This is a genomic window from Bacillus salipaludis, from assembly GCF_004358205.1.
Map to the genome: position 1 here is coordinate 1 of NZ_SMYO01000011.1, position 25,816 is coordinate 25,816.

Here is a 25,816-nt window from a genome sequence, read left to right on the forward strand (position 1 = left end):
CACCCGTCCGCCGCTAACCAACAGGAGCAAGCTCCTATTGATTCGCTCGACTTGCATGTATTAGGCACGCCGCCAGCGTTCGTCCTGAGCCAGGATCAAACTCTCCAAGAAAGTTGATATAGCTCATTTGTTACGTTGGCTCATGTTCTCTATATAAAAGAAGAAACATGATTATTATTGTTTGTTGACGTTTTTGTTTGTTTAGTTTTCAAAGAGCAAGTTGACTCATTTTTTAATCAATCGCTCAGAAGCGACTTTATTATTATACTAACATATCATTTAATATGTCAATATCTTTTTTTTGAATGTGTCATCTAAAAACTGTTTGTTTTTCAGCGACTTTTATACTTTAACATCATTATCGCATTTAAGCAAGATAATTTTTCATATTAAAATATCCTGTCACATTAAATAATATTCTTCCATTAATCTATTTGTTTGTTTTACAAGATCTTTTACCCTCTGTCTTAAAAGATGAACTTATTTTAGATTGTTTCTTTTACCTTTTCCTCTAAACCAAACCTCATCCGGGCAATGCAACCCTCTTCCTTTTACCTTTTCCTCCAATCCAAGCCCCATTCGGGCAATGCAACCCTCTTCCTTTTACCTTTTCCTCCAATCCAAGCCCCATTCGGGCAATGCAACCCTCTTCCTTTTACCTTTTCCTCCAATCCAAGCCCCATTCGGGCAATAACAACCCTCTTCCTTTTACCTTTTCCTCCAATCCAAGCCCCATTCGGGCAATGCAACCCTCTTCCTTTTACCTTTTCCTGCAAACAAAACCTCATCCGGGCAATGCAACCCTCAAACAAATGAACCCAATCACAGCAAAAAAATACACGGGCCAAAGAACCCGTGTATTTCTTTCGAATATTATTTCATTTCATACATTTGATTAGGTACCTTTTCTCGCGTAAGATGTTTATGCACCTTTCTCCCCGTGGTAATCCCGCTCTCAATCGCCCCATCAATAAAGCCAGCCCAGCCATTTGCATAAGTGGTACCGGCCAAAAACACATTATTTTCCGGCGTATTCCATTCCTTATGATAGGTGGTCAACTGGTTCGGCTTTAACATCGGCCAGGTTTCCCTGGAAAACTCATCATTTACCCAATCATGACCGGTACTTTCTAGCACCTCAATATCCGGAATCCAATGCCTTAATGCTGACTCCACCCCAGCCCTGTCAGTTGGGCTAAGCATTGCCGCGCTTGGTCCAAACCCTACCACAATCGTATCTTCACCCGAATACCGATCCACGTGAACCGAATTTAACGGATAACTGCCTGGGGCGAGAGCATCAAATGGGTCGTACTTCCCTTTTACGAGCGCCCATACTTTAACCCCTTTCGCAGTTTGCCCTTCCTTAGATGAAGCTTGTTTTTCGCAAGAAAGTGCCGGTACAAATTCAATATCCTGAAGTGTTGAAAGCGGGACGGTGACAATGATTGCTTTTCCCGTAAAAGAAGAACCATCAAATGTCGTAACTTCAACAGAACCTTCATCATGCTCGATTTTTTTTACAACGGTTGATAGCTTGATTTCAGCGTCAGCATCTTCTGCAATAGACTCCACCAAAGCCTTTGTCCCCTTTTTCAACCGGTAACTCGATACCATAGCACTATGGGTTTCCCAATTTCCGCGTGAAAAAATCCACCAACGGAAAATTTGAGTTACTGCTCCTTCTTCAGGTGCACCGCAGTAGTCAGAGGCCACCCAACCGTGTAAAATATCATATTCCTCTTGCGTTAGGCCAAAATCCTTCATAAATTGGGCTGCAGTAACCCCATCAAGCTTTCTAAAATCAGGTGAATGTAAAGGTTCAAATGGCAGAGGCATATATTTCATGCTCTCGCTCATTAACCTTTCAACCGTGTTCTTGAGCTTATTTTTAAATTCAGATACTGGAGCAGAATGCATCTTCCCCTCAGCAATCCAATAGACCTTTTCCGTTTTTGGACCAGTAGCTAGTTCCAGGCCATAGCGGGTAATTTCTGTCCAAACATGCGGCTGATGCCAATGGACGTAAGTTCCTCCCATTTCAAGCTCCGAACCTAGACGGGTGTCCACCCATGTCCTGCCGCCAAGACGATCGCGAGCCTCTAAAATCAGGACACGATGTCCTAATTGCCGTAACTCCCTTGCAGCGGTAACCCCCGAAAATCCACCGCCGATAATGATCACATCATAATCTTTTTCATTTACCATTCATCTTTCCTCCCATTCCAATCGTTAAATCTCTTCCGTCTCAATCGCAATCGCTTTGGTTTCCTGATGAATTGGCAGCGTGATATTTCTTCGTTTGAACCAAAGGTAATAATATAAGTAGCAGGCAGCAATAAACCCAAATCCCCAATATAACGATGCACGTTGTGTTGGATCAAAGGCCATAAAGCCGAAAATGAACAAACACATAATAATACAGAGAATCGGGATAAAGGGATAGAATCGAACCTTATATTTCAAATCTTCCACTTTACCGCCATTTTTAATGTATTGTCTTCGAAATCCCATTTGGGCAACCGCTATCGCTAACCACGTCAGCGTTCCACCGATTCCACTGACAGCCAATAGAACAACAAATAATGTATCAGCAGCCACAACACTAGTAAGAAGTGATAGTAACGCAAAAATTAAGGTTACTAATAAGGCGTTAAAAGGAATTCCGCGTTTGTTAATTTTGCCAAGTGCTTTCGGGGCCATCCCATTTTCCGCTAAAGAAAACATCACACGCGTACAAGCAAACAGGCCGGTATTTCCAACGGAAAGAATCGCGGTTAAAATTACAAAATTCATAATGTCTGCTGCATAGGGAATCCCTACCATATCAAAAACAGTAACGAACGGACTTTCTAGTACACCGGCCTTTTTCCATGGAACAAGAGCTGATAAAACAAACATCGCTAATACATAGAAAATTAAGATACGGAAAACGATATTGCGGATCGCCCGTGGAATATTTTTTTCCGGCTCTTCCGTTTCCCCTGCTGCCACTCCCATAATTTCCGAGCCCTGAAAGGCATAAATTACACTCATCATGGAAACGAAAACACCAACCATACCGGCAGGGAACAAGCCATCACCTAGAAAATGTGTAAAATATGGGGTGGATTCATGTTTCAGACTTATTCCTCCGAACATAGCTCCTAACCCAACAAGAATGAACATAATTACAGCTAAAACCTTAATGCCCGCAAACCAATACTCTGTTTCGGCGAAGGTTCTTGTCGTAAGAGAGTTAATAGAAAAGAGAAGGACAATAAAGATTGCACACCAAATCCAAACCGGAACATCTGGAAACCATCGCTTCATTAGCACACCGGCCGCTGTAAATTCAAGCCCTACATACATGGCCCAGCTCAGCCAATAGACCCAGCCGACCACAAACCCGGTAGCAGGTCCAATAAATTTTGTCGCATGGGCTTGAAAAGACCCGGATACTGGCATAACAACGGATAATTCCCCTAAACAAACCATGACTAAATACATGAGAAGGCCGCCGACTAAATAGGCTAGGATCGCTCCTAATGGACCAGCCTCACCGATTGCGTACCCAGACCCTAGAAACAGGCCCGTTCCAATAATCCCTCCTAAAGACATCATAAACAAATGCCTGCTCTTCATTGCCCGTTTCAATTCTACTTTGTTATTTTCCATTATCTCACCTATCTTCCACAATTGGTTTATATTAAGGAAGCGCTTACACACAGGTGATGATTAAGAGATATTTCTATCTCTTAAAAGGTCTTGGATGGATCTGCAGTTTGCAGCGGCAAAACTGTTTCTAAATCCCTTTGCAGCAGTAAATGGAATTGATGAACTAAATTTTCAGTAAGAGAAAATCTTCCTTGGGTATAGGCCCCGGTCTCGATCCCTTTCTGCACCACTTCACAAATATCTAAATCCTCTTTTCTCACCAATTGATCCATCGCCATTAGTTCTTCTTCTTCCTCCGTAATTTCATCGGTCATGAAAAAAGTAGTATAAACATACTTAGTAGTTTTATGATCGATTGGGATCGATTGGTGGATTGATAGATTTGCAGGACCAGGATCGAAAGAGAACCAAGTATTTGGATAGAGCCAATAATATCTGCCCCCTTGACCAAGTCCAAAGTCACTATTTTTACCTTTTAACGGGGTGCCTTGGTAAGAATAGTATTCTAGCATCTCCATCTCGTATAATTTCATATCAAGCTTAGAAACTAAAGTTTTATGAACAATCGAGCAGTGGTCGCATTCAAGGTAATTATCAATCCCAATTTTCCAGTTCGATTTACAAATCGTTTCTTTTACGCGAATTTTCTTGAGTTTGCTCAGATCATATTTTTCTACATGTTTAAACAGATCCGGAAATTGAGATACCATGGAAGGAGCATCGGGGTCTAAATTGACAAAAATAAAAGATTGGATGATTTCTAGTTGGATTGTTTTTAAACAAAAATCCTGGTAGTCAAAATGTTCACAACCGCCCATATTTGGCGCTCTTAACAGAGAGCCGTCTGTCCGAAATGTCCATGCATGATAGGGGCAGGTAAAGACTTGTTTATTCCCCTCCCCTTCTGCTAACTTTGCCGCACGATGTGTGCAGACATTATAGAAGGCATGAATTTCACCATCCTGTCCGCAGCTTACAATAATCGGGCGGTCTGCCACTTCAGTGGTAAAATAATCACCTGGCTTAGTTACTTGACTAATATGACCAACGTATTGCCAGGTTTTACAAAAGATTTCTCTTTTCTCTACTTCAAGAACTTCAGGCTTGGTGTAGAGCCATGAGGGCAATGTATGGGCTTCACTAAGATTTTCACTTACTCTTACTTCTTTATTGTTCATGCACATAACCTCCTTTTACCTTTTTCAACATAGGGTAATTGTAAATTAAAAATATTCTGAATCATATGTACAGTTTAACTAAAAAAACAGAAATAGAGAAATCACTTTTTGTCTTTTTTCACTAAAATTAACTAAAAAATACGGAAAATTATGTGCTTCCTGTGCAATCTTTCCAAAGAATCCGGCTGCTTTTTCTTCATTTTCATGGAAAATACACAGTTGATTTTCTTAAACCAGATGGGAACTTCAAAAATTTCACTTAATAAAAAATTGCAGTCCTACGATTGTAGAACTGCAGTTTTTTCTATTTTTATATTACCTTCATAAGGAATCTTTTTGTTCTTTCTTCCTTTGGATGGTTGAAAACTTCTTCTGAAGATCCTTGCTCGACAATGACTCCCCCATCCATAAAAATGACACGATCAGCAACCTCTCTGGCAAATTGCATTTCATGTGTTACGACAACCATTGTCATCCCCTCTTGCGCTAAATCCTTCATGACCTGTAGTACCTCTCTAACTAGTTCTGGATCCAATGCAGAAGTAGGTTCGTCGAAAAGAATCACCATCGGTTTCATGGAGAGTGCCCTCGCTATTGCCACGCGTTGTTGTTGCCCACCTGATAGCTGAGAAGGATAATGGTTACACCGTTCTCCTAAACCTACTTTTTCAAGAAGGGTCTGAGCGAATTTTCTTGCTTCCTCACGCTGAACGCCTTGTACGACAATTGGTCCTTCCATCACATTTTCAATGGCTGTTTTATGTGGGAAAAGATTAAATTGTTGAAAAACAAATCCTGTGCTTTGCCGTAACGACCTGATTTCATTTTTCCGTTTTCGAGTAAGCTTTTCACCTGCTGGTAACATATGCTTGCCAATTTTAATAATCCCTTCGGTAGGTTCTTCTAAAAATGTAAGGCACCGCAATAGTGTTGACTTTCCCGATCCACTTGGTCCCATTAGAACAACCACTTCACTTTTATTTATCGAAAGATCAATTCCATGAAGAACTTCAAGATCGCCAAACTTCTTTTTAAGGTTTTGTAACTGGATGATACTCATTACTCCTCTCCTTCCTGCAAAGCTTTTTATTTCAATTGCCAAGTGTTATATGCTGAGATGAACGTTTTTCAAGTTTGTCTAATAAGTTTGAGAAAAAGGCTATAATGATCCAATACAGCACGGCTGCCAATAAATAAATGGTTAATGGTTCAAAGGTTTTCGCGATGAGTAATGATGACATCTGCAATAATTCTGTAACGGTAATAACGGAGATCAAGGATGTATCTTTAATTAAAATGATAAAGGTGTTTGACATAGTTGGAATCGCAATTCGAAGGCTTTGAGGCAAGATAATTCTTTTTAGGGCCTGACCATACGTCATACCCAATGAAACCGATGCTTCCATTTGACCCTTATCGATAGATAATATGGAAGCACGAAAAGATTCCGACAAGTACGCTCCTGCATTTAAACTCAACGCAAGGATTCCGGAGGGGATCGGTTCCATTTCGATACCAATTTGCGGCAGACCATAATAAATGACGAATACCTGTACAAGTAATGGAGTTCCACGGAAAATGGAAACATAAAAGGCAGCCAATTTGGCCAAAGGTTTTAGGTTAGATATCCTTGCCAATGCTGTGAAAAATCCAAGGACGAGAGCGATTAGAATGGAAACGACAGCTAAAAAAATCGTCATTAATGTCGCATGTAATAATGCTGGCAGGGATTCTATTATTATTGAAAGATCCATGAATTTTCCTCCAGTCTAACAAACATCGATCTATGAAACTGCAAAATTATGGATGATTATCGATTCGATACTAGAACCTCTTTTCGAAACGAAATGTCAATTCCTAAAGCTTTTAATTCTTCCATAAATGGGGTAAAGCGATCCCCGATGATCACATTTTCAACGGGAACAATTCCTACTTCATTTATTTTTTTAGCAGCAATCCAATTGGCAAGTAACATTGCCGGGAGTGCGGTCGTTTTAGCCATAGAAGTTATATTACGTTCATGATCATAAAAATCGACCATTTCCCATGTATATTTCACTTGCTGTCCAGCTTTTAGACCGCTAACCTCTACTCTTAATACCGTAATATCCTCTTTTGACTCTCCCTTCATATTCGGAACCAATATTTTCTCTGTAAAGGCACGTGGACTTGAATAATTCCCATTCACTTCAATTGGCTCCTCATCAAAAAAGCCTAATTCTTTTAAAGTATCCATTTTCCCCCAGTGTCCTTCATATCGAACGGTTTTTTCATATAATTTTTTCACTTTATCTTTTAGTGTATAGGCCGTACTATGCGCATCCGTAATGACGGCTTCACAAGCCCCAACAGGTTCTGGGAAAGTCATTTTTTCTAATCCTGAAAGAGGAGGAAATTCTTTAAGCTTCCCGTTTTCAGCTGCCTTTGCCGGTCTTGTATAGAGTCCAAGCACACTCTCAAGTCGGAAAACCACCTGGTACCATAATGGAGGTTTTGGGAATCTAGGAATTCCACCGCAAACCATCACAGCTTCATCAGCCTCATCAAGCATTTCGATTCCTTGTGCTGCCAAAAAGTTTGTAATACCCGGTGCAACCCCACACCCTGGCATAATAATGACACCTGCTCCTTTGGCTTGTTCATCCAATTCTAACTTTTCCTCAATTTTAGAACCGACTAAGTCTACGAGATGACATTTTGCTGAAATTGCCGCCTTAATAGCTGGTAAACTTAATGAATGTGGTAGACATGCAACAGCAACATCTGCATTTAGTAACACGCTTTTGATTTCTTCAATCGTTCCTAAAGAAGTACATTTCCCAATCACTTTCGAGTTATTGGCAATTTCTAAACATTTATTCACACTATCTTGATTTGCATCGACTGCCGTTACCGATTCAATATTTGAAAACTTCACCAGTTCACTCACTACTGTTGTTCCAATCATTCCTGTTCCTAAAACGACTGCCCGCATCCTTTCTACCTCCTATTAATCTTTTAATTCATCACATATTAATTTCCAAAACCCAATCATTTATTTTTCTAATGGCTCTGTACCAAACCACTTTTTGTAGATTTGGTTGTATGTTCCATCCTTCTTCATATCAGCTAGGGTAGTATTCACTTTCTCAACAAAATCTCCATTTTCTTTTTTTACTGCCATCCCAATTTCATCTTTATTTAGAATATCGCTTGTGATTTTAATTGGTAAATTCTTTTCTTTAATGTTGTAACTCATTAATAATTGGTCATTGATAATGACGTCCAATCTTTTGTTCGCTAAATCCGCAATATAGTCATTTACGGATTTATATAACTTTACATTCGCTCCATCCACACTTTTTGCGACTTCCTCAAACGTTGTTCCCCCACCTACTCCAACGTTTTTCCCTTTAATATCTTCTAGCTTTGTAATATTATTGGTATCCTTTCTAGTGACTAAGACTGAACCCGTAACCACATAAGGATTGGTGAAATCAACACTCTTTTTACGTTCCTCGGTTACAGACATTTGGCCGATAATAATATCGAATTTATCCGATTTTAACCCGCCAAGAAGACTATCCCACTTTGTAGCGACGAACTCTGTCTTTACACCTAGACGTTTAGCGATTTCGTTCGAGATGTCTACATCGAAACCATCATATTTTTGATCATCATTTAAAAAATTGAACGGTGGATAGGTTCCTTCAAATCCTACTTTTAATACCTTTGATTTTTCTACCCGGTCCAAAACACTAGTTTTACCATTCCCACTCGCTTCCTTCCCGCTACAGGCTGATAGAACACCGATGATCAATAATCCAATAATCGTAAATAACAAACCTTTTTTCATTCAAACTCCCCCTCGGTATTTTACCTAATTAATAAAGCGCTTTCACAAAAAAAGAATTGCTCCTCCTCTTTCAATAAAAAATGTCGTTCCAAATTGTCGTCCCAAATTGTAGTACAATTAATTAAAGTGTATACTCTACTTATATAGTTGTCAATATTTTTTGAATATTTTAAATATTTCTATATTGCTATAAAATAATTGGTTTGATAAAATAAAACAGAGTAGGTGAAAAGTCATATGAAAGAAATAACCGTTGAGAAACATGTATATGACCAAATAAGAGCTGCAATATTAGGTCGTCAGTTGGCGCCAGGTAAGCAATTAGTGGAGCATAATATTTCGAATACTTTAGGCGTAAGTCGCACCCCTATCCGGAATGCGATTAAAAAGTTATCACTCGAAGGATTAGTAGATTTGATTCCAAATCGCGGCGCATTTGTAACCAGTCCTTCTAAAGAAGAGGTTATTCAGGCATATGAATTACGTGCAAAATTGGAATTTTTAGCAGTACAGAAATCAATGTTGGTTATGAATGAAAATGATTATCTTAGTATTCAGAAGATCATAGAGGATGAAAAAAAGAGTCTAAAGAATCGTCATTCAGAGGAGTTTGTAAACGCCAATAAAGCTTTTCATATCGCTATCACCCAAAAATGCAATAATAAATTTTTAAATGAATTTATTGAGAGACTAATCAACCAAACAAATATTTATCTTATGCTTTTTGATGAATTTTTTTCAAACCCAGGACAAGAACCTTATAGTCCAGATGAACATCGCTATATATTAGAATTAATCCAAAATAAAGATGAAGCCAATTTAAAAATGGCCCTAGAAAATCATTTTAAGCACTCTATAACAAGTATTGATATCCGTTATAACGGATATAAAGACCTAGATGAAATTTTTTAAATATACTATTCCCATCCGCTGCCAATTATGGTTGCGGATTTTTTTAAAGAATAAAATTTTATATTTTCCAAATAAAATGTACATTCAATGCAAAAATGGTAAAATTATAGAGAAATTTTGTTTTGTCATTAATGTGTTATCAAAAATTCACCTCTTTTTGTTGGCTGATTGAAAGGAGTTTAAGATATGAAAATCCTCGAACACATAGCCCAGGATATTGTTGAAAAAACGAGTGAAATATTACAATATCCGATCAGTATCACGGACAAAGAAGGAATCATTATTGGTTCAACAGATAAAAACCGAATTGGGCTCTTCCATCAGCCTTCCCTGGAGGTCATTAGAAAAAATAGGGTGGTCAATTGTAAAAATGAAATCGAAAAGAGAATTCTTCCAGGCGTCTCGACCCCATTGAAATTTAACAATAAAGTGATTGGCGTTCTGGGGATTGTCGGGGATCCAAAAGAAGTTAAAAAATATGTCCAGCTTGTTAAAAATCAAGTAGAAATGATGTGTCAAGAAGCCTTTCGAAAGGAAATGGTGGATTTAAAGGAAAAAATGGTCGAAATGTTTGTCCACCAACTCATTCATTATCGGGAATCTATGAATGAGATCAATGAACAAATTCTTCAATCGGCTAAATTACTTGAATTTGACTTACATACTAACCGGGTTTGTCTGTTAATCGATCTCGATAATTTTTCCGAAAAGATTTCCGCGAAGAAAGGAACAGACGATTTTTATGAAAGCTTTCCAATGCAATATTTCCAAAAAGAGCTTTTAAGCTTTTTCCAATTAATTTTTCAAGAAAATAATGATGATATGATTTCCTTTCTAAGTCTGGAGCGTTTAATCGTCATAAAGGCACTTCCCTATCCACGCTCGTTTTCGGCTTTAGTGGAAGGTTTGCCAAATAAACTGGAAAAAATCAATACGTTTCTTGCGAAAAAATATGGTGTGACGGCTGGTATTTCAGCCGGAAATATCAGCAGTACTCTGAGTGGTATTGCCGAATCCTACCATAATGCTGTAAAAGCCATGTCGATCGGAAAGCAATTCAACCGGGATTCGGGAATTCATATTTATAATGAGCAGGAAATGCTCTGGAGGCTTCTACCGAAAGAACTGACATCGGAATATAAGGAAAAGCTTGTACAATTCATTGCCCCTTTGATCAAACAGGATAATTACGAGATTTTATCCTCTACCTTTATCGGTTTTTGCCAATATAATATGAATTTAAGTGAGGCATCTAGGAACCTATTTATCCACCGAAACACGATTATCTATCGGCTTGAAAAAATTAGTGAAATTACCTCTCTCAATACGAGCAGCTTTGAGCATTGTATGCTCCTTTATACAGCAATTCAATGCTATGAGGAATCTAGAATGGAACCTGTACACTAACAGGTTCTTTTTACTTTTTTTACTGTGTTAAACTGGGTGTTGGTCTAGACTCTAGGCGCTTCACTCTCCGTTGCAAAAAACTATGGTGAAATTACAAAAAACTCGGATGATTATCTTGTGCTTTTTGTCCGTAAATCCACTTTAGGTATACTTTCTGCTCCTTTTTCTGCCTTTACGGTCATCTTCATCCGCTTTCGGTTACCTCTTGGCTTCTTTTTCTGCTCTAACGGTCACCCAGAATCGTGGGTTGGATATTATTTAGGCTAATAAAGAATCCCCACCGATTAGCCCGTGACAAATTGACCTTTTTTATGCGAAAATCCGACTCTTTTATTTCTGGACCCATATAATGTTCCCCAATCGACCGATTTAGTTTTTTTATCATCAAAATTCAATCCTCTCCTTATAAAAAAACATAGCTCCAGAAGGAAAAATCTCACCTTCAAAAGCTATGTCATTACTCTTTTAATAAATCGCATCCTCAATAATTAATTGATTTTCAGCAAATCGTTCTACCCTTAGTGGAGATAAATCCAAGGTTTCATATTTACCCATGCGAATCAATTCGGAAAGACATTTTCCAACAGCGGGTGCCTGCTGCATCCCATGTCCGCTAAAGCCGAAAGCAACAAAATACCCCTGCATCGATGGATATTTCCCTAAAATAGCATTATGGTCTTCGGTGTTAAAATCATAAAGCCCGGACCAACCTCTTTCGATTTTTGCATTCTCAAAATTTTTAATTCGATTGGCCAGCACCGGCCATATGTTTTCAACAAATGCCGATCTTCTCCATTTAAAATCAATTCCAGGTTCAATTTCCTCGGCATACCCGGAAATAAACTTCTCACCTTCATGTCGGAAATATACTCCTGTTGGGTCCATGGTTAACGGAAGATAGTTTTGCAGTGGTGTTTCAATATCAAACTGAAAAATTTGTCTTGGAAGGGGTACAACCGGGAGAGGCAGACCAGCTTTTTCACTCAAAAGAGACGCCCAGGCACCGGCACAATTGACGACAACCGGTGAAAGAAATTCACGTCCATCCGCGAGCCTAACCCCTTTTATGTGATCCTGGTCGGTTATAAGACTATCTACAGCGTCATAAATATACTCCGCTCCTAATCTTTTAGCATTTCGAATATACCCCTGCATGACAGAGTAAGGGTCCAAATACCCACTCTCTGAACAAAAGAGGCCCCCGGCTAAATCTTCTGTATTTAGTTCTGGAATAATCTTCATCAGGTCATTTGTATCGAGCAACTGCGAATTGATCCCGTTTTCATTTTGCAGTTTTAAATGCCTTTCGAATTTTGGCATCATTTCATCTGTTGCTAAAAATAAATAGCCTCTCTGTTTAAAGTCGATTTCCATTTCTTCTCCGTCGATGGCCATCGATTTTGAAAAATCTTTATAGATTTGAAGACTATATTTACTAAGCTGCATATTCACCACCGTCGTATAAAGCTGTCTAAAACCACCCGCACTCCTTGGAGTAGAAGCATATTCGTATAAACCATCTTTCTCAAAAAGGACTACCCTGCCATGAAAACCATCCTGTAATAAATGATACGCGATACTTGAACCAATGACTCCACCACCAATAATGATAATATCTGCTCGATTTGACATGGAAACTCCTGCCCTTCTTTTATATTATTTAACAGCTGGGATAGAAATCGCGTCGGGATCGAAAAAGCACTCGCCAATGGAAGTTTCACCCTATATTACTACTGTACTCATTTCGTAACTCTTAATCTATGTGCATTTTTTACGGTAAATTGAATAGTTAGAATTGTTTTAATAGTCAATTTTAACAAGGAATTTTCACTCCATAGCTAGAATGTATTAATCTAGGATTTTATTCATTTAAAGGAGTGGTAAAATGGCTTTCTTAGAGGATATATCCCAAACGATTGTGGAGAATACCTCCAGAATCATTGGATATCCAATCAGTATTACCGATGATAAGGGATATATTATTGGGTCAAATGACGAAAACCGTTTAGGCAGTTTTCATCAGGCATCAATCGATGTTTTAAAAAGGAAGGAAACGATTTGTTACGAGTATGATGAAGTAAAGGAACTTAATAATGTTCTACCAGGTGTAGCTGCCCCCATCATTATTAATCAAGAAACCGTCGGTGTGTTAGGGATTGTTGGAAATCCGGCAGAAGTGAAAAAATATGCTCAGCTTGTGAAGAGTCATGTGGAATTGCTGTGCCATGAATACTTAAAAAAGGAAATTCGCATTCTCGAATCTAAATCATTGGATCATTTAGTTCATAATCTCCTAAGTTCAGATACGATCGAAGACATGAGCCAAATCATCCGCTTTGGAAAAATGCTTGGTTACAATCTGGATAAAGAGTTCAAACGCGTCTGCCTCATTATCGAAATGGATATGCTGTCAGAGCAATTTACTGGAACACACCCGAAAATCCCCAATACGTTTTCATGGCAATTTTTACAGGATAATATGATGGATATACTGCGGCACTATTTAATAGATAATAAAGAGGATATCCTTTCCTTATTGACATTAGATCAATTTATTTTAATAAAAGCAATCGATGCAGCCGAGTCCTCTGAATGTTTTAACAAACAATTAGAACACAAAATTAGCCGGATGAGTGAATATATTCAATCGAAATATCAATTTAATGCAAGAATTTCGATTGGAAGCATGAAAAAAGGGATTAACGGAATTAAAGAATCCTATGAAGAATCACTTAAAACGTTAATTGCCGGTAAAAAAACAACTATTTTTCCTGAGGTTTACTATTATAATGATTTGAATATTATTCTTGAACTAATTGGAACAGATTTACCTCCTTACATAGCGGAACGACTTTCCGATAAACTGACCTGTTTTTATCAACATGTTAATTTTCCTACCCTATCTAGTACCTTTATTACCTACTGCAAATGTAATATGAATATTAGTGAAACTGCCCGGAGCCTATTTCTCCACCGAAATTCCTTAGTTTATCGTCTAGAAAAAATTAGTGAATTGACCTCTTTAGATATTACGAACTTCGAACATTGTCTACTGTTATATTTTGCAATAAAAAACTCCAAACTAGAAAACACACCAGCCCATTCATTCATACTTTAAAATGTTAAAGGAACCACATATATCATCTACCTAAATAAACAGGGGATATCCCAAGAATCATCATGGGATACCCCCTGTTTGTGCAAATGAAAAGTGATGTGTCTATTGCCAATCTTCTTTCCTGTTTATCCACCAAGGTAAATTTTCTCGATCACTTTGTCTTGGATTAAATTTTCAGTTTCATCTTCTCGAACAATTTCCCCCAATTCCATCACATATGCTCGTTTTGTTAATCGTAGTGCAGCTCGGGCATTCTGTTCTACAAGGAGAATCGTCGTTCCGGTTTCATTGATTTTTTTAATGGTATCAAAAATTGTCCTCACAATAATGGGTGCAAGGCCCATCGACGGTTCATCCAACAGCAGCAGCTTTGGCTTCCCCATCATCGCCCTTCCCATTGCAAGCATTTGTTGTTCCCCTCCCGAGAGGGTTCCGGATAACTGTTTTCTCCGATCAAATAACCTCGGAAATAACTCATACACCTCTTTTAGCCCATCATGTAAATGGTCTCTTGCACAATAGCTTCCAAGCTGAAGGTTTTCCTCAACTGTCATAGTGGAAAAAACGCGTCTTCCCTCCGGTACATGGATCAAGCCCTTTTTTACAATCTCATGGGCATTTCTTTTATGAATGGGCTCACCATTATAATGGATGCTCCCGCATTTAGGCCGGATCAGTCCTGAAATGGTCCGAAGCGTCGTAGATTTACCTGCACCGTTGACACCAAGCAAGGCGACAATTTCCCCTTGGTTAACCTGAAGCGATATATTTTTGAGTGCAGGAACTTTTCCATAGGAAACTGAAACATTTTGGATTTCAAGTACCGTTGACATTTCTATCCCTCTTCACCTAAGTATGATTCAATTACACGTGGATCCTTTTGAATATCTTCTGGAAGACCCTCAACAAGCATTTCCCCATAATGAAGGACAATAATCCAATCTGATACTTCCATGATGAGCTGCATATCATGTTCGATGATGACCACAGTTGTACCGCTGTCCCGGATTGAATAGATTAGTTCCTTTAGTTCATTTTTTTCACTATGGTTCATTCCAGCTGCAGGTTCATCCAAAAGAAGGATTGCCGGATTGGTCGCCAGCGCCCTTGCGATTTCCAATTTTCGCTGCTCCCCATATGAAAGATCAGACGCCCGAATCGTTTCTTTATCCTCTAAACCAACAAATGAAAGAAGACGTTTCACCTCTTCTCGAACCCACTCCTCCTCTTTTTTACTTTTACGCGGATTAAAAAGAGTGGAGAGAACATTACTTTTTGTTCGAATATGAAGTCCTGACATGACATTCTCTTCTACCGTCAAGGTCTTAAATAATCGGATTGACTGGAAGGTTCGGGCGATTCCTTTTTGAACAATTTTGTCTGGAGAAAACCCTTTAAAAGGCTGTCCCTTAAATAAAACTGTACCTGAGCTTAGGTTTACAAACCCTGTCAAGCAATTGAACACCGTGCTTTTACCTGCCCCATTTGGTCCAATTAAAGATACTATTTTTCCTTCCTGCACTTCAAAATTCAGATTGGAAACAGCATGTAAGCCGCCAAATTTTACTCCTAGTCCTTGAGCCGAAAGTAATACACTCAAACGAAATCTTTCCCTTCCTGTGTATTGACTAAATCAAGCAAGCCTTCCTCTTCTTCTTTTCCTTTTTTCTTCGGTTTATTATATTTAACCCCCATCAGTCCCTGTGGACGGAAGATCATGAGGACTAGAAGTGCAGCCGCGTATATGACCAATCGCCATTCGTCAAAGGAGCGAAGAAACTCTGGAAGGGCTATGAGGATAAAGGCACCAAGCAGAACACCCGTATTTCTTCCCCGGCCTCCTAATATCACGACCATCAAAATATTGACAGACTGCATAAACGTAAAGCTTTCTGGATTAATCACAGACATCTTTACAGCGTAAAATGAACCGGCAACTCCTCCACAAATGGCCCCAAGCAAATAAGCAAGCAGTTTATAGCGTACAAGATTCACTCCAATCGCCTGTGCTGCCGACTCATCCTCCCTGATAAACATCCACGCCCTGCCAACTCTTGATTTGCCCAACTTGCTTGCTACGATCAAAATAAGGATGAGCAACACAAAACCTAGGTAATAAAGATCCGTTTTTGTAGCAAATTGAAAGGCTCCGATGGAAGGCTTAGGAATGGCATAAATTCCGTTTGGTCCACCGGTCCAACTCAAATTGGTTGCTGTAATCCGGATAATTTCACCGAAACCTAAAGTTACGATCGCGAGATAATCACTGCGAAGCCGTAATGTTGGGGCTCCAATAATCAAACCTAAAATCCCCGAAACAATCCCCGCTGCAATCAACGAAATCCAGAACGATACATGGAAATTTACCATTAATAATGCTGTTACATAAGCCCCTGAAGCATAGAATGCGGAATATCCCAGATCAAGTAGACCACAGTATCCAACGACAATATTTAGTCCAATTCCGAGCATTCCGTAGATGAATATTCCTGTCATGACATCCATAATGTATGGATCTGGATAAACGATTGGAATGAGCACTGAGCAGACTACCATAATTAGAAAGATAGGAGAAATGGACTTTGTTAAAGTAGAGAGTTTTTTTCCCATTACCTTACATCACCTACAACTTTTCTGCTTGTGGCTCTCCGAGAAGGCCAGTCGGCTTAAATACCAATACCAAAATTAAGATTACAAAAGCAAATACATCTTTCCAGGCAGGAGAAAAATATCCTGCACCAAGTGTTTCCAGTATTCCGAGCAAGAAGCCTCCGAGGACAGCTCCAGGGATATTCCCAATCCCGCCAAGAACTGCAGCAGTAAAGGCTTTAATTCCCATTAAGAATCCCATCATAAAATTTATTTGACCATAATAGCCGCCCATCATCACTCCAGCTGCACTCGCCAAGGCAGAACCAATAAAAAAAGTGATGGCAACAATGAAGCGAACGTTTATACCCATTAACTGGGATGCATCTTGATCGAGTGAAACGGCACGCATCGCTCTTCCTAAAAAGGTTTTCTTGATAAAAAGCTGCAAAATGATCATAAAAATAATACTGATTAGAAGCATGCCAACCTGTGTGTAAGAGATCTTTACAGAGCTATTGAAAATGGCCCCCCCAGCCGAGAGGTGGGGGTAAACCTTAAAACTTGGGCCGTAAAAAACCATAACTAGATTTTGAAGCAATAATGAAACCGCAAGGGCTGATATCATGATCGAGAGGCGAGGTGCATTTAATAGTGGTACATAGGCAATGCGATTGATTAATACACCGACTAATCCTGTGACGAACATCGAAACAATCATCGCAAGTATAAAACTTCCAACCCCGGAAGATGTTAACGAGCCAAACAGTCCGAGAATGCTTAGGCCCAGAAAGGATCCAACCATGTAAACATCGCCGTGGGCGAAGTTAATCAGCCGGATAATACCAAAAACCATCGTGTATCCCAAGGCAAGTAATGCATAAAAGTTGCCAATCGTAAGACCGTTGATTAATTGCTGTAAAAACTCTTCCAATTTAGGAACCTCCTAATCTATTAATTTTGTGTGGCTACAAACTTCCCATCTTGTACCTGGGTCGTAATATAGCTAATGCCTTTTCGGTCCCCTTTATCATCAAAATTAATCGTTCCTGTAACGCCTTGAAAATCTTTTAAGCCGTGAATGGTATCGATAATTTTCTTTCGGTCTTGAGATTTTGCTTCCTTAATCGCTTCAGCAATAATGTTAACGCCATCGTACGTATACGAAGAGAAAGGTCCTGCATCCTCGCTATAAGCTTCTTTGTACTTTGTTACAAAGTCACCTGCACCCGCATTATTCAGGAATTCTGTGGTAGGTGCCGTACTAACAATTACACCTTCGGATGCTGGGCCGGCAATTTTCATGAGAGTGGTGTCATTATTGCCATCTCCAGCCGCAAATAAAACGTTTAACCCAAGCTCTTTCGCTTGTTTGATGAGCAGTCCGCCTTCTGCATAAAAGCCCGTCCAATAGATGGCATCAGGTTTTAATGGCTTAAGCTTACTAATAATCACAGAGAAATCCTTCTCTCCTGGTGTAACGGCTTCAAAGAATGCAACCTTGCCGCCAAGTTTTTCCACACCGGTTTTTGCTTCTGTCGCTAATCCCTTAGTATAAGTAGTGTTATCATGTAAAATGGCTATATTTTTCTTGTGCTTTACATTGACTAGATAATCTGCCATGAACTTGCCCTGCTGGTCATCACGGCCAATCATTCTAAATACGTTGGTAAATCCTTGTTCGGTTAATTGAGGGTTACTTGAGGATGGTGTGATAAAAGGAATTCCATTTTCGTTGTAAACAGTTTCTGCTGGTAAAGCTGCACTAGAACAGTAATGCCCAACCACTGCATCAACGTTGGAAGTGACAAGTTTATTTGCCGCTTGGGTCGCAACCTGCGCATCACAGGCATCATCGATGGGTACAATTTTAATTTTTTTACCGATCACTCCGCCTTTTTCATTGAGCTCGGAAGCTGCCAGTTTTGCGGCATTTACGATGTCGCTGCCCATTTTAGCACTTTGTCCTGACAATGGTGCCGGCACACCGATCTTAATCACGTTCGATTTTTCATTACTTCCTCCAGCTACTTCACTTGATTTTCCGCAGCCAACAAGTGATAATCCAAGAAGTAAGGTTCCAGCAGTGATCACTAATTTTTTTGGAATTTTCAATGTAACCCCTCCATTATTTCAAATCTTTTATCATACCTTTTTAAAAACGATTAAAAGATTTCATTTTGATTTAAGGAAGCGCTTACAGACCTTTTCACTCGCCCTCCCTACACATCTCTCTCCGGTCCTCCTTTATAAATTATCTATTGTAAGATTAGGATTATTGTAAATTAAAAATATTCTGAATCATATGTATACTTTTCACGAAAAAATGTTTAAATAAAAATTAAATTTTCGTCCTTTTTTACTAGAAGGAATTTTCATGTAAGAATAATACTTAAAAATCAAAAATAGCCTGCTTAGCGCAGGCTATTTTTGATTTTTACTATTTTATAATATAGAGAGTTTAACCTAAACGTGCTCTCAGCTTTTTACAGATATAATCCCCTACCTGCTCCGTTGTCGCCTTACCACCCATATCCGGTGTCAGTACCTCTTTTTCCTGCAGTACATCTTCCATTGCATCAATAATCGCGGCAGCTGCCTCTCGCTGCCCTAAATGATCTAGCATCATGCTCGTACACCAAATCGAGGCAAGCGGATTGGCAATTCCTTTCCCGGCGATATCCGGTGCCGAGCCGTGAACAGGCTCAAACATCGACGGATATTTCTTCTCCGGATTAATATTCGCCGACGGCGCAATTCCAAGGCCGCCGACAATCGCCGCCCCTAAATCCGTTAAAATATCCCCAAATAAATTGGACGCGACCACGACATCCATCGTCTCCGGTTTGCTGACAAAAAAGGCCGCAAGTGCATCAATATGAACGGTATTATGCGTTATATCAGGATATTCCTTTCCAATCTTCTCCACATATTCATCCCAAAAAGGCATGGTATGATTAATCCCATTCGATTTCGTGGCAGCTGTTACATGCTTTCTCTTACCCTGTTTACGGGCCAGATCAAAGGCATACCGTAAAACCCGTTCCACCCCTTTACGGGTAAAAACACTGTTTTGTATCGCCATATCCAAATCGGTGCCCTCATACATCCGGCCGCCCATATTGGAGTATTCCCCTTCATTATTTTCGCGGACAACAAGGAAGTTCAAATCCTCTGCCGTTTTACCGGCAAGCGGCGATTGAATTCCTTTTAGCAATTTAACAGGACGCAGGTTGATGTATTGTTCAAACTGGCGTCTAATTGGCAGAAGCAATCCCCAAAGCGAAACATGGTCCGGTACACCCGGATAACCGACCGCCCCCAAGAAGATGGAATCAAAATCCTTCAAAATCTCTAATCCGTTATCCGGCATCATTTTGCCATTTTTCGCAAAGTACTCGCAACTCCAGTCAAATTCAGTGAAGGATAATGACAACCCGCCATGGAGTTTACACACCGTTTCTAATACCTTTCTTCCCTCGCGGACAACATCCACGCCAATTCCATCACCGGGAAGCAGGGCGATTGAATAATGATCCATATTTTTTCTCCTATTCTCCAGTTTTTATCTGTAAAACTTCTGGATTGCCAATAAACCGTGGCCTTTTACCATTTAAAATATTAATGACATTTTCCGCAACCGTTGTGGCCATTACATAATTACATTCCACCGTTGTCCCGCCAACATGGGGAGTTAACACAACATTCGGTAAGGATAATAGCGGCAAATCCTTAGAAGGGGGCTCTGGATCAAATACATCAAGACCCGCACCTGCGATCATGCTTTCATTTAACGCTCGATATAAATCATCTTGATTGACCACTGCCCCGCGTGAGGTATTTACCAAGAACGCTGATGGTTTCATTAATGAAAAATATTTTTGATCAATCGAATACCTTGTTTGCTCATTTAATGGAATATGTAAGGAAATAAAATCCGACTGGCTAAATACCTCCTCCATATCTGTACAAATATTTACCCCAATTTCATGTGCATATTTATGTTTTTCCGGAATAAATTCCCTCACCCAGGACGTTACTTCCATTTCAAATCCAAGCTTCAGCCGCTTGGCCACCTCTTGGGCGATGTTCCCGAATCCAATCAATCCTACTTTCTTTCCTTTTAACTCAAAGGATGGAATTGAATTTCGCGCATCATAGTTCCCTTTTTTCATATTTTCATGGAAGGGGACGACTGACTTTGCTAATGCCATGATCAGCATAACAGCATGTTCTGCAGTTGATACTTTATTGACTGAGGGAGCATGAACAACAGGGATTCCCTTCTCCGTCGCATAGGAAACATCAATATTGTCAAGACCTACTCCCGCACCGGATATGACTTTCAAATGGGGATTGGCATCCATCACTTCCTTTGTGATTTTAGCTGGTGCCCTTAGAACAATCGCCTCCACATCCTTCACAAGACTGCAGAGATGGGCAATCTCATAGTCATTTGTTTGGATGACTTCCGCCCCCTCACGTAAAACCTTTTCTCCGTTTGAATGGTACATAGGGAGGATCTGTAATACACGTGGCTTACTCATACATTTTCCCTCCAAGTTGGTTATACTCTTAAATTCTCTACTATGGTCGCGATTCCCTGCCCGCCGCCGATACAAGCCGTAATTAATCCATAACGACCGCCGCGGCGCTCTAATTCATTCATGATTTTAACCGTAAGAATGGCACCGGTTCCTCCAATGGGATGACCGAGGGCAATCGCTCCACCGTTGACATTTATTTTTTTCCGATCCATGTTTAATTCTTTCACACAGGCAAGTGCCTGCGCAGCAAATGCTTCGTTTAATTCAATTAAATCGATATCGTCCAATGTTAAACCGGCAAGCTTCAAAGCTTTAAGGGTTGCAGGGACAGGACCAATTCCCATAATTTCAGGTGCTACCCCAACGGAAGCCTGAGAAATTACCCTTAGACGTGGAGAAAGTCCGCGCTCTGCCGCTTCTTCTTTTGACATCATCACAAGTGCGGCGGCACCATCATTTCTTCCGCTCGCATTTCCTGCGGTAACTGTTCCCCCATCTTTGAAGACAGGCTTTAAGGATGCAAGCTTTTCAAGGCTTGTGAGACGTGGATGCTCATCCACTTGAAAGAGAATTTTCTCCCTTTTCACCTTTACTTCGTAAGGCACAATTTCATCCGTAAACCTTCCGGACTGAATCGCTTCGGCAGCTTTCTGCTGACTTTCGAATGCAAATTCATCCTGCTCCCCGCGGCTAATTTGATATTTTTCCGCGAGATTTTCTGCGGTTAATCCCATGGTTAGATTACCATAAACTTCAATTGGCTGCGCTCTTGGCTGACTTTCGGTATTTGGATCTACAATCTCGGCATTGCCTGCTCCGTAGCCATATCTTGCCTTTCTTAAATAATAGGGTGCCGTACTCATACTTTCCGCACCGCCCGCCAATACCACATCAGACAAGCCGCACATAATTTGCTGTGCTGCGTTATTAATAGCCTGAAGCCCAGAACCGCATTGGCGATGAACCGTATAACCCGGCACTTCAATTGGCAGACCAGCCCTCAAAGCAGCTAACCTTGCAAGATTTGGTACATCTGAGCTTTGCTTGGCATGCCCCCAAACTACTTCATTTACATCCTCACCATTGATCCTGCTTCTTGTTAATGCTTCTCTCATTACTTTTTCGGATAAAAAGTCTGCTTCAACATCCTTCAGTGTTCCGCCCATTCTTCCAATTGCGGTTCGAACACCATCGATAATCACTACATTCCTCATTTTCTCACCCCACCCTCTTATCTAAACTCTCGTTTTAATTCAGCTGCAATAATGTTTTTCTGGATTTGACTCGTTCCTTCGTAGATCTTCGTAATCCGTGCATCACGATAGAATCGTTCAATTGGATAATCCTTCATATACCCAATTCCAGCATGGATCTGGACGGCTAAATCTGCCACACGATTGTATGCTTCTGAACCGTAAAGTTTGGCCATTGCGGCCTCTTTTACCACTCTCATCCCTTGATCGGTCATCCAGGCAACACGGTAGGTAATCGAACGAAGCAATTCGATTTCCATCGCCATATCTGCCAACATATGCTGAACCGCTTGTTGTTCAAAAATCGGTTTATCAAACTGGACCCGCTGCATCGCATAATCGGTGCTTAATTCCAGCAATTTTTCACAGGATCCAAGGTTTCGCGCTGCTAAGCCAGCCCGTCCATTGGCAAGGATTTTCAAGGCATTCACATAGCCTTTTCCTTCTTCACCAAGCACATTTTCAGCCGGTACTTCAAGATCTTCGAAGAAAAGCTCAGCAGAATGGGAGCCGCGCAACCCCATTTTTTTCTCAACATTCCCGACAATGAAGCCTGGAAAATCCTTTTCAACGATAAAGGAAGTGATTCCTTTCGCTCCTTTACTCGGATCGGTTACGGCCATTACGGTAAAAACATTCCCGCAGACGGCGTTGGTAATATAATGTTTCGAGCCATTTAAAATATATTTATCTCCCTTTTTCTCCGCCTTTGTTTTTAAATTGGCGGCGTTTGAACCGGCGCTCGGCTCTGTGAGGGCGAAGGCACCAATCCATTCTCCGCTCGCCATCTTTGGAAGATATTTTTGCTTTTGTTCCTCAGTACCCAGTTCCACGATTCCGACAGAACCGATTCCGGTATGGGCCCCGATCAGAGTTGTATAGCCATTATGGGTCTTGCCCAATTCTTCATAGATTGCGCATTTCCCCACCATATCAAGGCCGAGTCCGCCGTATTCTTCCGGTATGCTTAGCCCGAATAAGCCCATTTCCTTCGAGGCTTCGACAATATGACTAGGAATTTCATCCTTTTCTTCTATTTCCATTGCAACCTTTTCTACTTCTTCCTGTACAAAATCATGGACGGCCTTTTGTAATAACTGAATATCCTCCGACAAAGTAAAATCCATTTTCTTATCCCCCTACTATTTTCCTTTAAATTGTGGTTGTCTTTTATCAAGAAAGGCTTGTGTTCCTTCCTGTTTATCCTCTGAACCCATTAAAACCGTCTGAGCAAGTTTTTCTAAATAAAGAGCGGTTTCCATTTCAACATCCGCACCGCGGTTTACTACTGCTTTTGCTAGCCTTAACGCTAACGGACCTTTTTGACTTATTTTTCGTGCATATTCCCTTACTCTGTCCATTAGGTCCTCTGCTGGAACGGCCTTGCTGACAATTCCCAACCTTTCTGCCTCATCGGCAGTAATGATGTCTCCTGTTAAGACGAGGTCCATCGTCTTCCCTTTTCCTATTAATCTTGTAAGTCTTTGCGTCCCGCCTGCTCCCGGGATAATCCCTAAGCCTACTTCCGGCAGACCGACCTTAGCATTATAGGAGGCAATCCGAATATCACAGGCAAGGGCCAGCTCTAACCCGCCGCCTAGAGCAAACCCATTGATGGCCGCTATTGTCGGCTTTTCATAGTCTTCGATTTTGCGATAGGTCGCAGTCATATTGGGCTGGAGCGCCTCTAGCATTGTCCTTTTATTTAACTGGCTGATATCTGCCCCGGCAGCAAACGATTTTTCACCGGCACCGGTAAAAATCACCACCCGAATTTCTTCGTTGCTCCTTAATTCATCTAGTGCCGTTTCAATTTCCTGTAAGGTTTCTACATTTAATGCATTTCTTTGTTCTGGACGATTGATGATAATAAACCCGATATTCTGATCTTCTTTTACTAAAATATTGGCGTAGTCCATTTTCGTTTAACACCTCTCATTCAATTAAAATGGCATTGTTTTAAGATTTTCAGATACGGTAAACTCAGCATCTGTTAATCTCTTTATTTCTTCTACTGAAGAGCCCTCTGCCACTTCGTCTAATCGTAACCTGCCGTTGTCGATTCGAAATACTGCTTTTTCCGTCACAATCATTTCAGCTTGCCGAATGCCGCTAGTAGGATAGCTGAGCTGTTTTACAATTTTCGGTATATTGTCTTTTGTCACTTGAGTGATCGCAATAATAATTTTATTGGCACTTGCCACTAAGTCCATTGCCCCGCCCACACCAAGAATATCCTGACCAGGAACCGCCCAATTGGCAATTTCCCCGGTTTCACTGACCTGAAGGGCACCCATCACAGCTACATCGACATGGCCACCGCGAATCATCACAAAAGAATCGGCACTTGAAAAAATCGAGGAGCCCACTCCGGTTGTAATCGGATGTTTACTAGCGCTAATCAAATCCATATCGATTTCCTCTTTAGGCGGGGTTGGTCCCATCCCTAACAGCCCGTTTTCTGACTGAAGATAGACGCGGGCATCCGGCTTTAAATAGTTTTGAATTAACGTAGGAATTCCCACACCAAGGTTCACAACAGTACCGTCTTCAAGCTCGGAAGCAATTCGTTTGGCAATTCGAATCCGGTCAGTATCTTGTTTTTTATCCGTGACGTTCAACATATTCACCTCCGATTTTTTCGTAGCGGTCATTTAAGACAAGGATGTCTACATAGGAATGCGGGGTCACGATTTGTTCCGGTTCGAGTGTGCCTGCTTCGACAATTTCATCCACTTCCGCAATCACTAGTTTTGCCGCCGTTGCCATCATCGGGTTGAAATTTCGGGCAGTTTTCGAATAAACGAGATTGCCCATGGTGTCAGCCTTTGCAGCTTTTATCAGAGCCACGTCTGCTTTTATTCCTCTGATAAAAATATAGCGCTCACCGTCAAATTCTCTTTCCTCTTTTCCTTCTGCTAGCTTTGTCCCGACAGCTGTTTTCGTATAGAATCCAGCAATGCCGGCACCGCCAGCCCGGATCGCCTCAGCTAATGTTCCCTGCGGAATCAATTCGATTTCCAGCTCGCCGCTTTTCCAGGCTTTAACCGCGTCACGATTGGAAGTAAAATATGATCCTACTGCTTTTTTAATATGTTTCGAGATGAGCAGTTTTCCAAGCCCTTTGCCCGCTTCACCTAAGTTATTGCTAATAATCGTCAATTCCCTGGCATGGTCTGATTCTGCAATCGTATCAATTAAGGTAAACGGTGTGCCGCAAAGTCCGAACCCGCCCACTAATAGTTCCTCCCCATATTCAATCCATTTGATTGCATCTGCAGCTGACCTTAATTTTTCACAGCTTAACGTTCTTTTCATTT

Annotated in this window: 24 protein-coding genes and 1 rRNA gene; 3 read left to right on the top strand and 22 right to left on the bottom strand. The window is 40.5% G+C overall.

What is annotated here, in order from left to right:
• The 9 genes from E2K98_RS21100 to E2K98_RS21140 all read right to left on the bottom strand — a co-directional run.
• Positions 1 to 111: ribosomal RNA gene (locus tag E2K98_RS21100) — 16S ribosomal RNA — on the bottom strand; the annotation flags it as partial.
• Between the two features lie 440 nt (positions 112 to 551).
• Positions 552 to 776, bottom strand: coding sequence for a hypothetical protein (locus E2K98_RS21105; RefSeq protein ID WP_133337652.1), 225 nt, complete (start codon positions 774 to 776; stop codon positions 552 to 554).
• Between the two features lie 97 nt (positions 777 to 873).
• Positions 874 to 2,208 carry a flavin monoamine oxidase family protein gene (locus tag E2K98_RS21110; protein ID WP_133337654.1) on the bottom strand — a complete coding sequence of 445 codons (1,335 nt, stop codon included), beginning with the start codon at positions 2,206 to 2,208 and terminating at the stop codon, positions 874 to 876.
• Positions 2,209 to 2,232: 24 nt separating this feature from the next.
• Entirely contained in the window at positions 2,233 to 3,657 is a 1,425-nt protein-coding gene (locus E2K98_RS21115) for an amino acid permease (RefSeq protein ID WP_133337656.1), read from the bottom strand.
• 80 nt (positions 3,658 to 3,737) lie between these two features.
• Positions 3,738 to 4,835: an aromatic ring-hydroxylating oxygenase subunit alpha gene (locus E2K98_RS21120; protein WP_133337658.1), complete on the bottom strand. Its 1,098-nt coding sequence runs from the start codon at positions 4,833 to 4,835 to the stop codon at positions 3,738 to 3,740.
• Positions 4,836 to 5,145: 310 nt separating this feature from the next.
• Positions 5,146 to 5,889, bottom strand: coding sequence for an amino acid ABC transporter ATP-binding protein (locus E2K98_RS21125; protein WP_133338056.1), 744 nt, complete (start codon positions 5,887 to 5,889; stop codon positions 5,146 to 5,148).
• Positions 5,890 to 5,926: 37 nt separating this feature from the next.
• The gene (locus E2K98_RS21130) at positions 5,927 to 6,589 is read right to left on the bottom strand and encodes an amino acid ABC transporter permease (RefSeq protein ID WP_133337660.1); all 663 of its coding nucleotides are present in this window, start codon (positions 6,587 to 6,589) and stop codon (positions 5,927 to 5,929) included.
• 56 nt (positions 6,590 to 6,645) lie between these two features.
• Entirely contained in the window at positions 6,646 to 7,809 is a 1,164-nt protein-coding gene (locus tag E2K98_RS21135; RefSeq protein ID WP_133337662.1) for a saccharopine dehydrogenase family protein, read from the bottom strand.
• A 60-nt stretch (positions 7,810 to 7,869) separates the two neighbouring features.
• Positions 7,870 to 8,670 (bottom strand): transporter substrate-binding domain-containing protein, encoded by an 801-nt coding sequence (locus tag E2K98_RS21140; protein ID WP_133337664.1) that lies wholly within the window; start codon positions 8,668 to 8,670, stop codon positions 7,870 to 7,872.
• Positions 8,671 to 8,907: 237 nt separating this feature from the next.
• Here E2K98_RS21140 and E2K98_RS21145 point away from each other — a divergent pair, with 237 nt between their 5' ends.
• Both E2K98_RS21145 and E2K98_RS21150 read left to right on the top strand, forming a co-directional pair.
• Positions 8,908 to 9,582, top strand: coding sequence for a GntR family transcriptional regulator (locus tag E2K98_RS21145; protein WP_133337666.1), 675 nt, complete (start codon positions 8,908 to 8,910; stop codon positions 9,580 to 9,582).
• Between the two features lie 186 nt (positions 9,583 to 9,768).
• Positions 9,769 to 10,989 carry a CdaR family transcriptional regulator gene (locus E2K98_RS21150; RefSeq protein ID WP_133337668.1) on the top strand — a complete coding sequence of 407 codons (1,221 nt, stop codon included), beginning with the start codon at positions 9,769 to 9,771 and terminating at the stop codon, positions 10,987 to 10,989.
• A 465-nt stretch (positions 10,990 to 11,454) separates the two neighbouring features.
• Here the strand turns inward: E2K98_RS21150 and E2K98_RS21155 are convergent, their stop codons facing one another.
• Positions 11,455 to 12,621 carry an NAD(P)/FAD-dependent oxidoreductase gene (locus E2K98_RS21155; protein WP_133337670.1) on the bottom strand — a complete coding sequence of 389 codons (1,167 nt, stop codon included), beginning with the start codon at positions 12,619 to 12,621 and terminating at the stop codon, positions 11,455 to 11,457.
• A gap of 253 nt (positions 12,622 to 12,874) precedes the next feature.
• On the opposite strand from E2K98_RS21155, the gene E2K98_RS21160 reads away from it, so the two are divergent.
• Positions 12,875 to 14,107: a CdaR family transcriptional regulator gene (locus E2K98_RS21160; RefSeq protein ID WP_133337672.1), complete on the top strand. Its 1,233-nt coding sequence runs from the start codon at positions 12,875 to 12,877 to the stop codon at positions 14,105 to 14,107.
• 125 nt (positions 14,108 to 14,232) lie between these two features.
• Here E2K98_RS21160 and E2K98_RS21165 read toward each other — a convergent pair whose 3' ends face one another.
• The 12 genes from E2K98_RS21165 to E2K98_RS21220 form a co-directional block, all read right to left on the bottom strand.
• Positions 14,233 to 14,940, bottom strand: a complete 708-nt coding sequence (locus E2K98_RS21165) for an ABC transporter ATP-binding protein (RefSeq protein WP_133337674.1) — start codon at positions 14,938 to 14,940, stop codon at positions 14,233 to 14,235.
• A 2-nt stretch (positions 14,941 to 14,942) separates the two neighbouring features.
• Positions 14,943 to 15,707 carry an ABC transporter ATP-binding protein gene (locus tag E2K98_RS21170; protein WP_133337676.1) on the bottom strand — a complete coding sequence of 255 codons (765 nt, stop codon included), beginning with the start codon at positions 15,705 to 15,707 and terminating at the stop codon, positions 14,943 to 14,945.
• Positions 15,704 to 16,717, bottom strand: a complete 1,014-nt coding sequence (locus E2K98_RS21175; RefSeq protein WP_133337678.1) for a branched-chain amino acid ABC transporter permease — start codon at positions 16,715 to 16,717, stop codon at positions 15,704 to 15,706. The genes E2K98_RS21170 and E2K98_RS21175 overlap by 4 nt, the downstream gene beginning before the upstream one ends.
• 13 nt (positions 16,718 to 16,730) lie before the next feature.
• Positions 16,731 to 17,630 carry a branched-chain amino acid ABC transporter permease gene (locus tag E2K98_RS21180; protein WP_133337680.1) on the bottom strand — a complete coding sequence of 300 codons (900 nt, stop codon included), beginning with the start codon at positions 17,628 to 17,630 and terminating at the stop codon, positions 16,731 to 16,733.
• A gap of 20 nt (positions 17,631 to 17,650) precedes the next feature.
• Positions 17,651 to 18,811: a branched-chain amino acid ABC transporter substrate-binding protein gene (locus tag E2K98_RS21185; RefSeq protein ID WP_133337682.1), complete on the bottom strand. Its 1,161-nt coding sequence runs from the start codon at positions 18,809 to 18,811 to the stop codon at positions 17,651 to 17,653.
• 346 nt (positions 18,812 to 19,157) lie between these two features.
• Complete coding sequence (locus E2K98_RS21190) at positions 19,158 to 20,237, bottom strand: tartrate dehydrogenase (RefSeq protein ID WP_133337684.1); 1,080 nt, start codon at positions 20,235 to 20,237, stop codon at positions 19,158 to 19,160.
• A 10-nt stretch (positions 20,238 to 20,247) separates the two neighbouring features.
• Positions 20,248 to 21,243 carry a hydroxyacid dehydrogenase gene (locus E2K98_RS21195; protein ID WP_133337686.1) on the bottom strand — a complete coding sequence of 332 codons (996 nt, stop codon included), beginning with the start codon at positions 21,241 to 21,243 and terminating at the stop codon, positions 20,248 to 20,250.
• A 20-nt stretch (positions 21,244 to 21,263) separates the two neighbouring features.
• Positions 21,264 to 22,457 (bottom strand): thiolase family protein, encoded by a 1,194-nt coding sequence (locus tag E2K98_RS21200; RefSeq protein ID WP_133337688.1) that lies wholly within the window; start codon positions 22,455 to 22,457, stop codon positions 21,264 to 21,266.
• A gap of 17 nt (positions 22,458 to 22,474) precedes the next feature.
• Complete coding sequence (locus E2K98_RS21205; protein WP_133337690.1) at positions 22,475 to 23,623, bottom strand: acyl-CoA dehydrogenase family protein; 1,149 nt, start codon at positions 23,621 to 23,623, stop codon at positions 22,475 to 22,477.
• 15 nt (positions 23,624 to 23,638) lie between these two features.
• A complete protein-coding gene (locus E2K98_RS21210) occupies positions 23,639 to 24,415 on the bottom strand; it encodes an enoyl-CoA hydratase/isomerase family protein (RefSeq protein ID WP_133337692.1) in 777 nt (258 codons plus the stop codon).
• Positions 24,416 to 24,439: 24 nt separating this feature from the next.
• The gene (locus tag E2K98_RS21215; protein ID WP_165976333.1) at positions 24,440 to 25,120 is read right to left on the bottom strand and encodes a 3-oxoacid CoA-transferase subunit B; all 681 of its coding nucleotides are present in this window, start codon (positions 25,118 to 25,120) and stop codon (positions 24,440 to 24,442) included.
• Entirely contained in the window at positions 25,101 to 25,814 is a 714-nt protein-coding gene (locus E2K98_RS21220) for a CoA transferase subunit A (RefSeq protein ID WP_133337694.1), read from the bottom strand. Before E2K98_RS21220 ends, E2K98_RS21215 begins: the two co-directional genes overlap by 20 nt.
• Between the last annotated feature and the right edge of the window lie 2 nt (positions 25,815 to 25,816).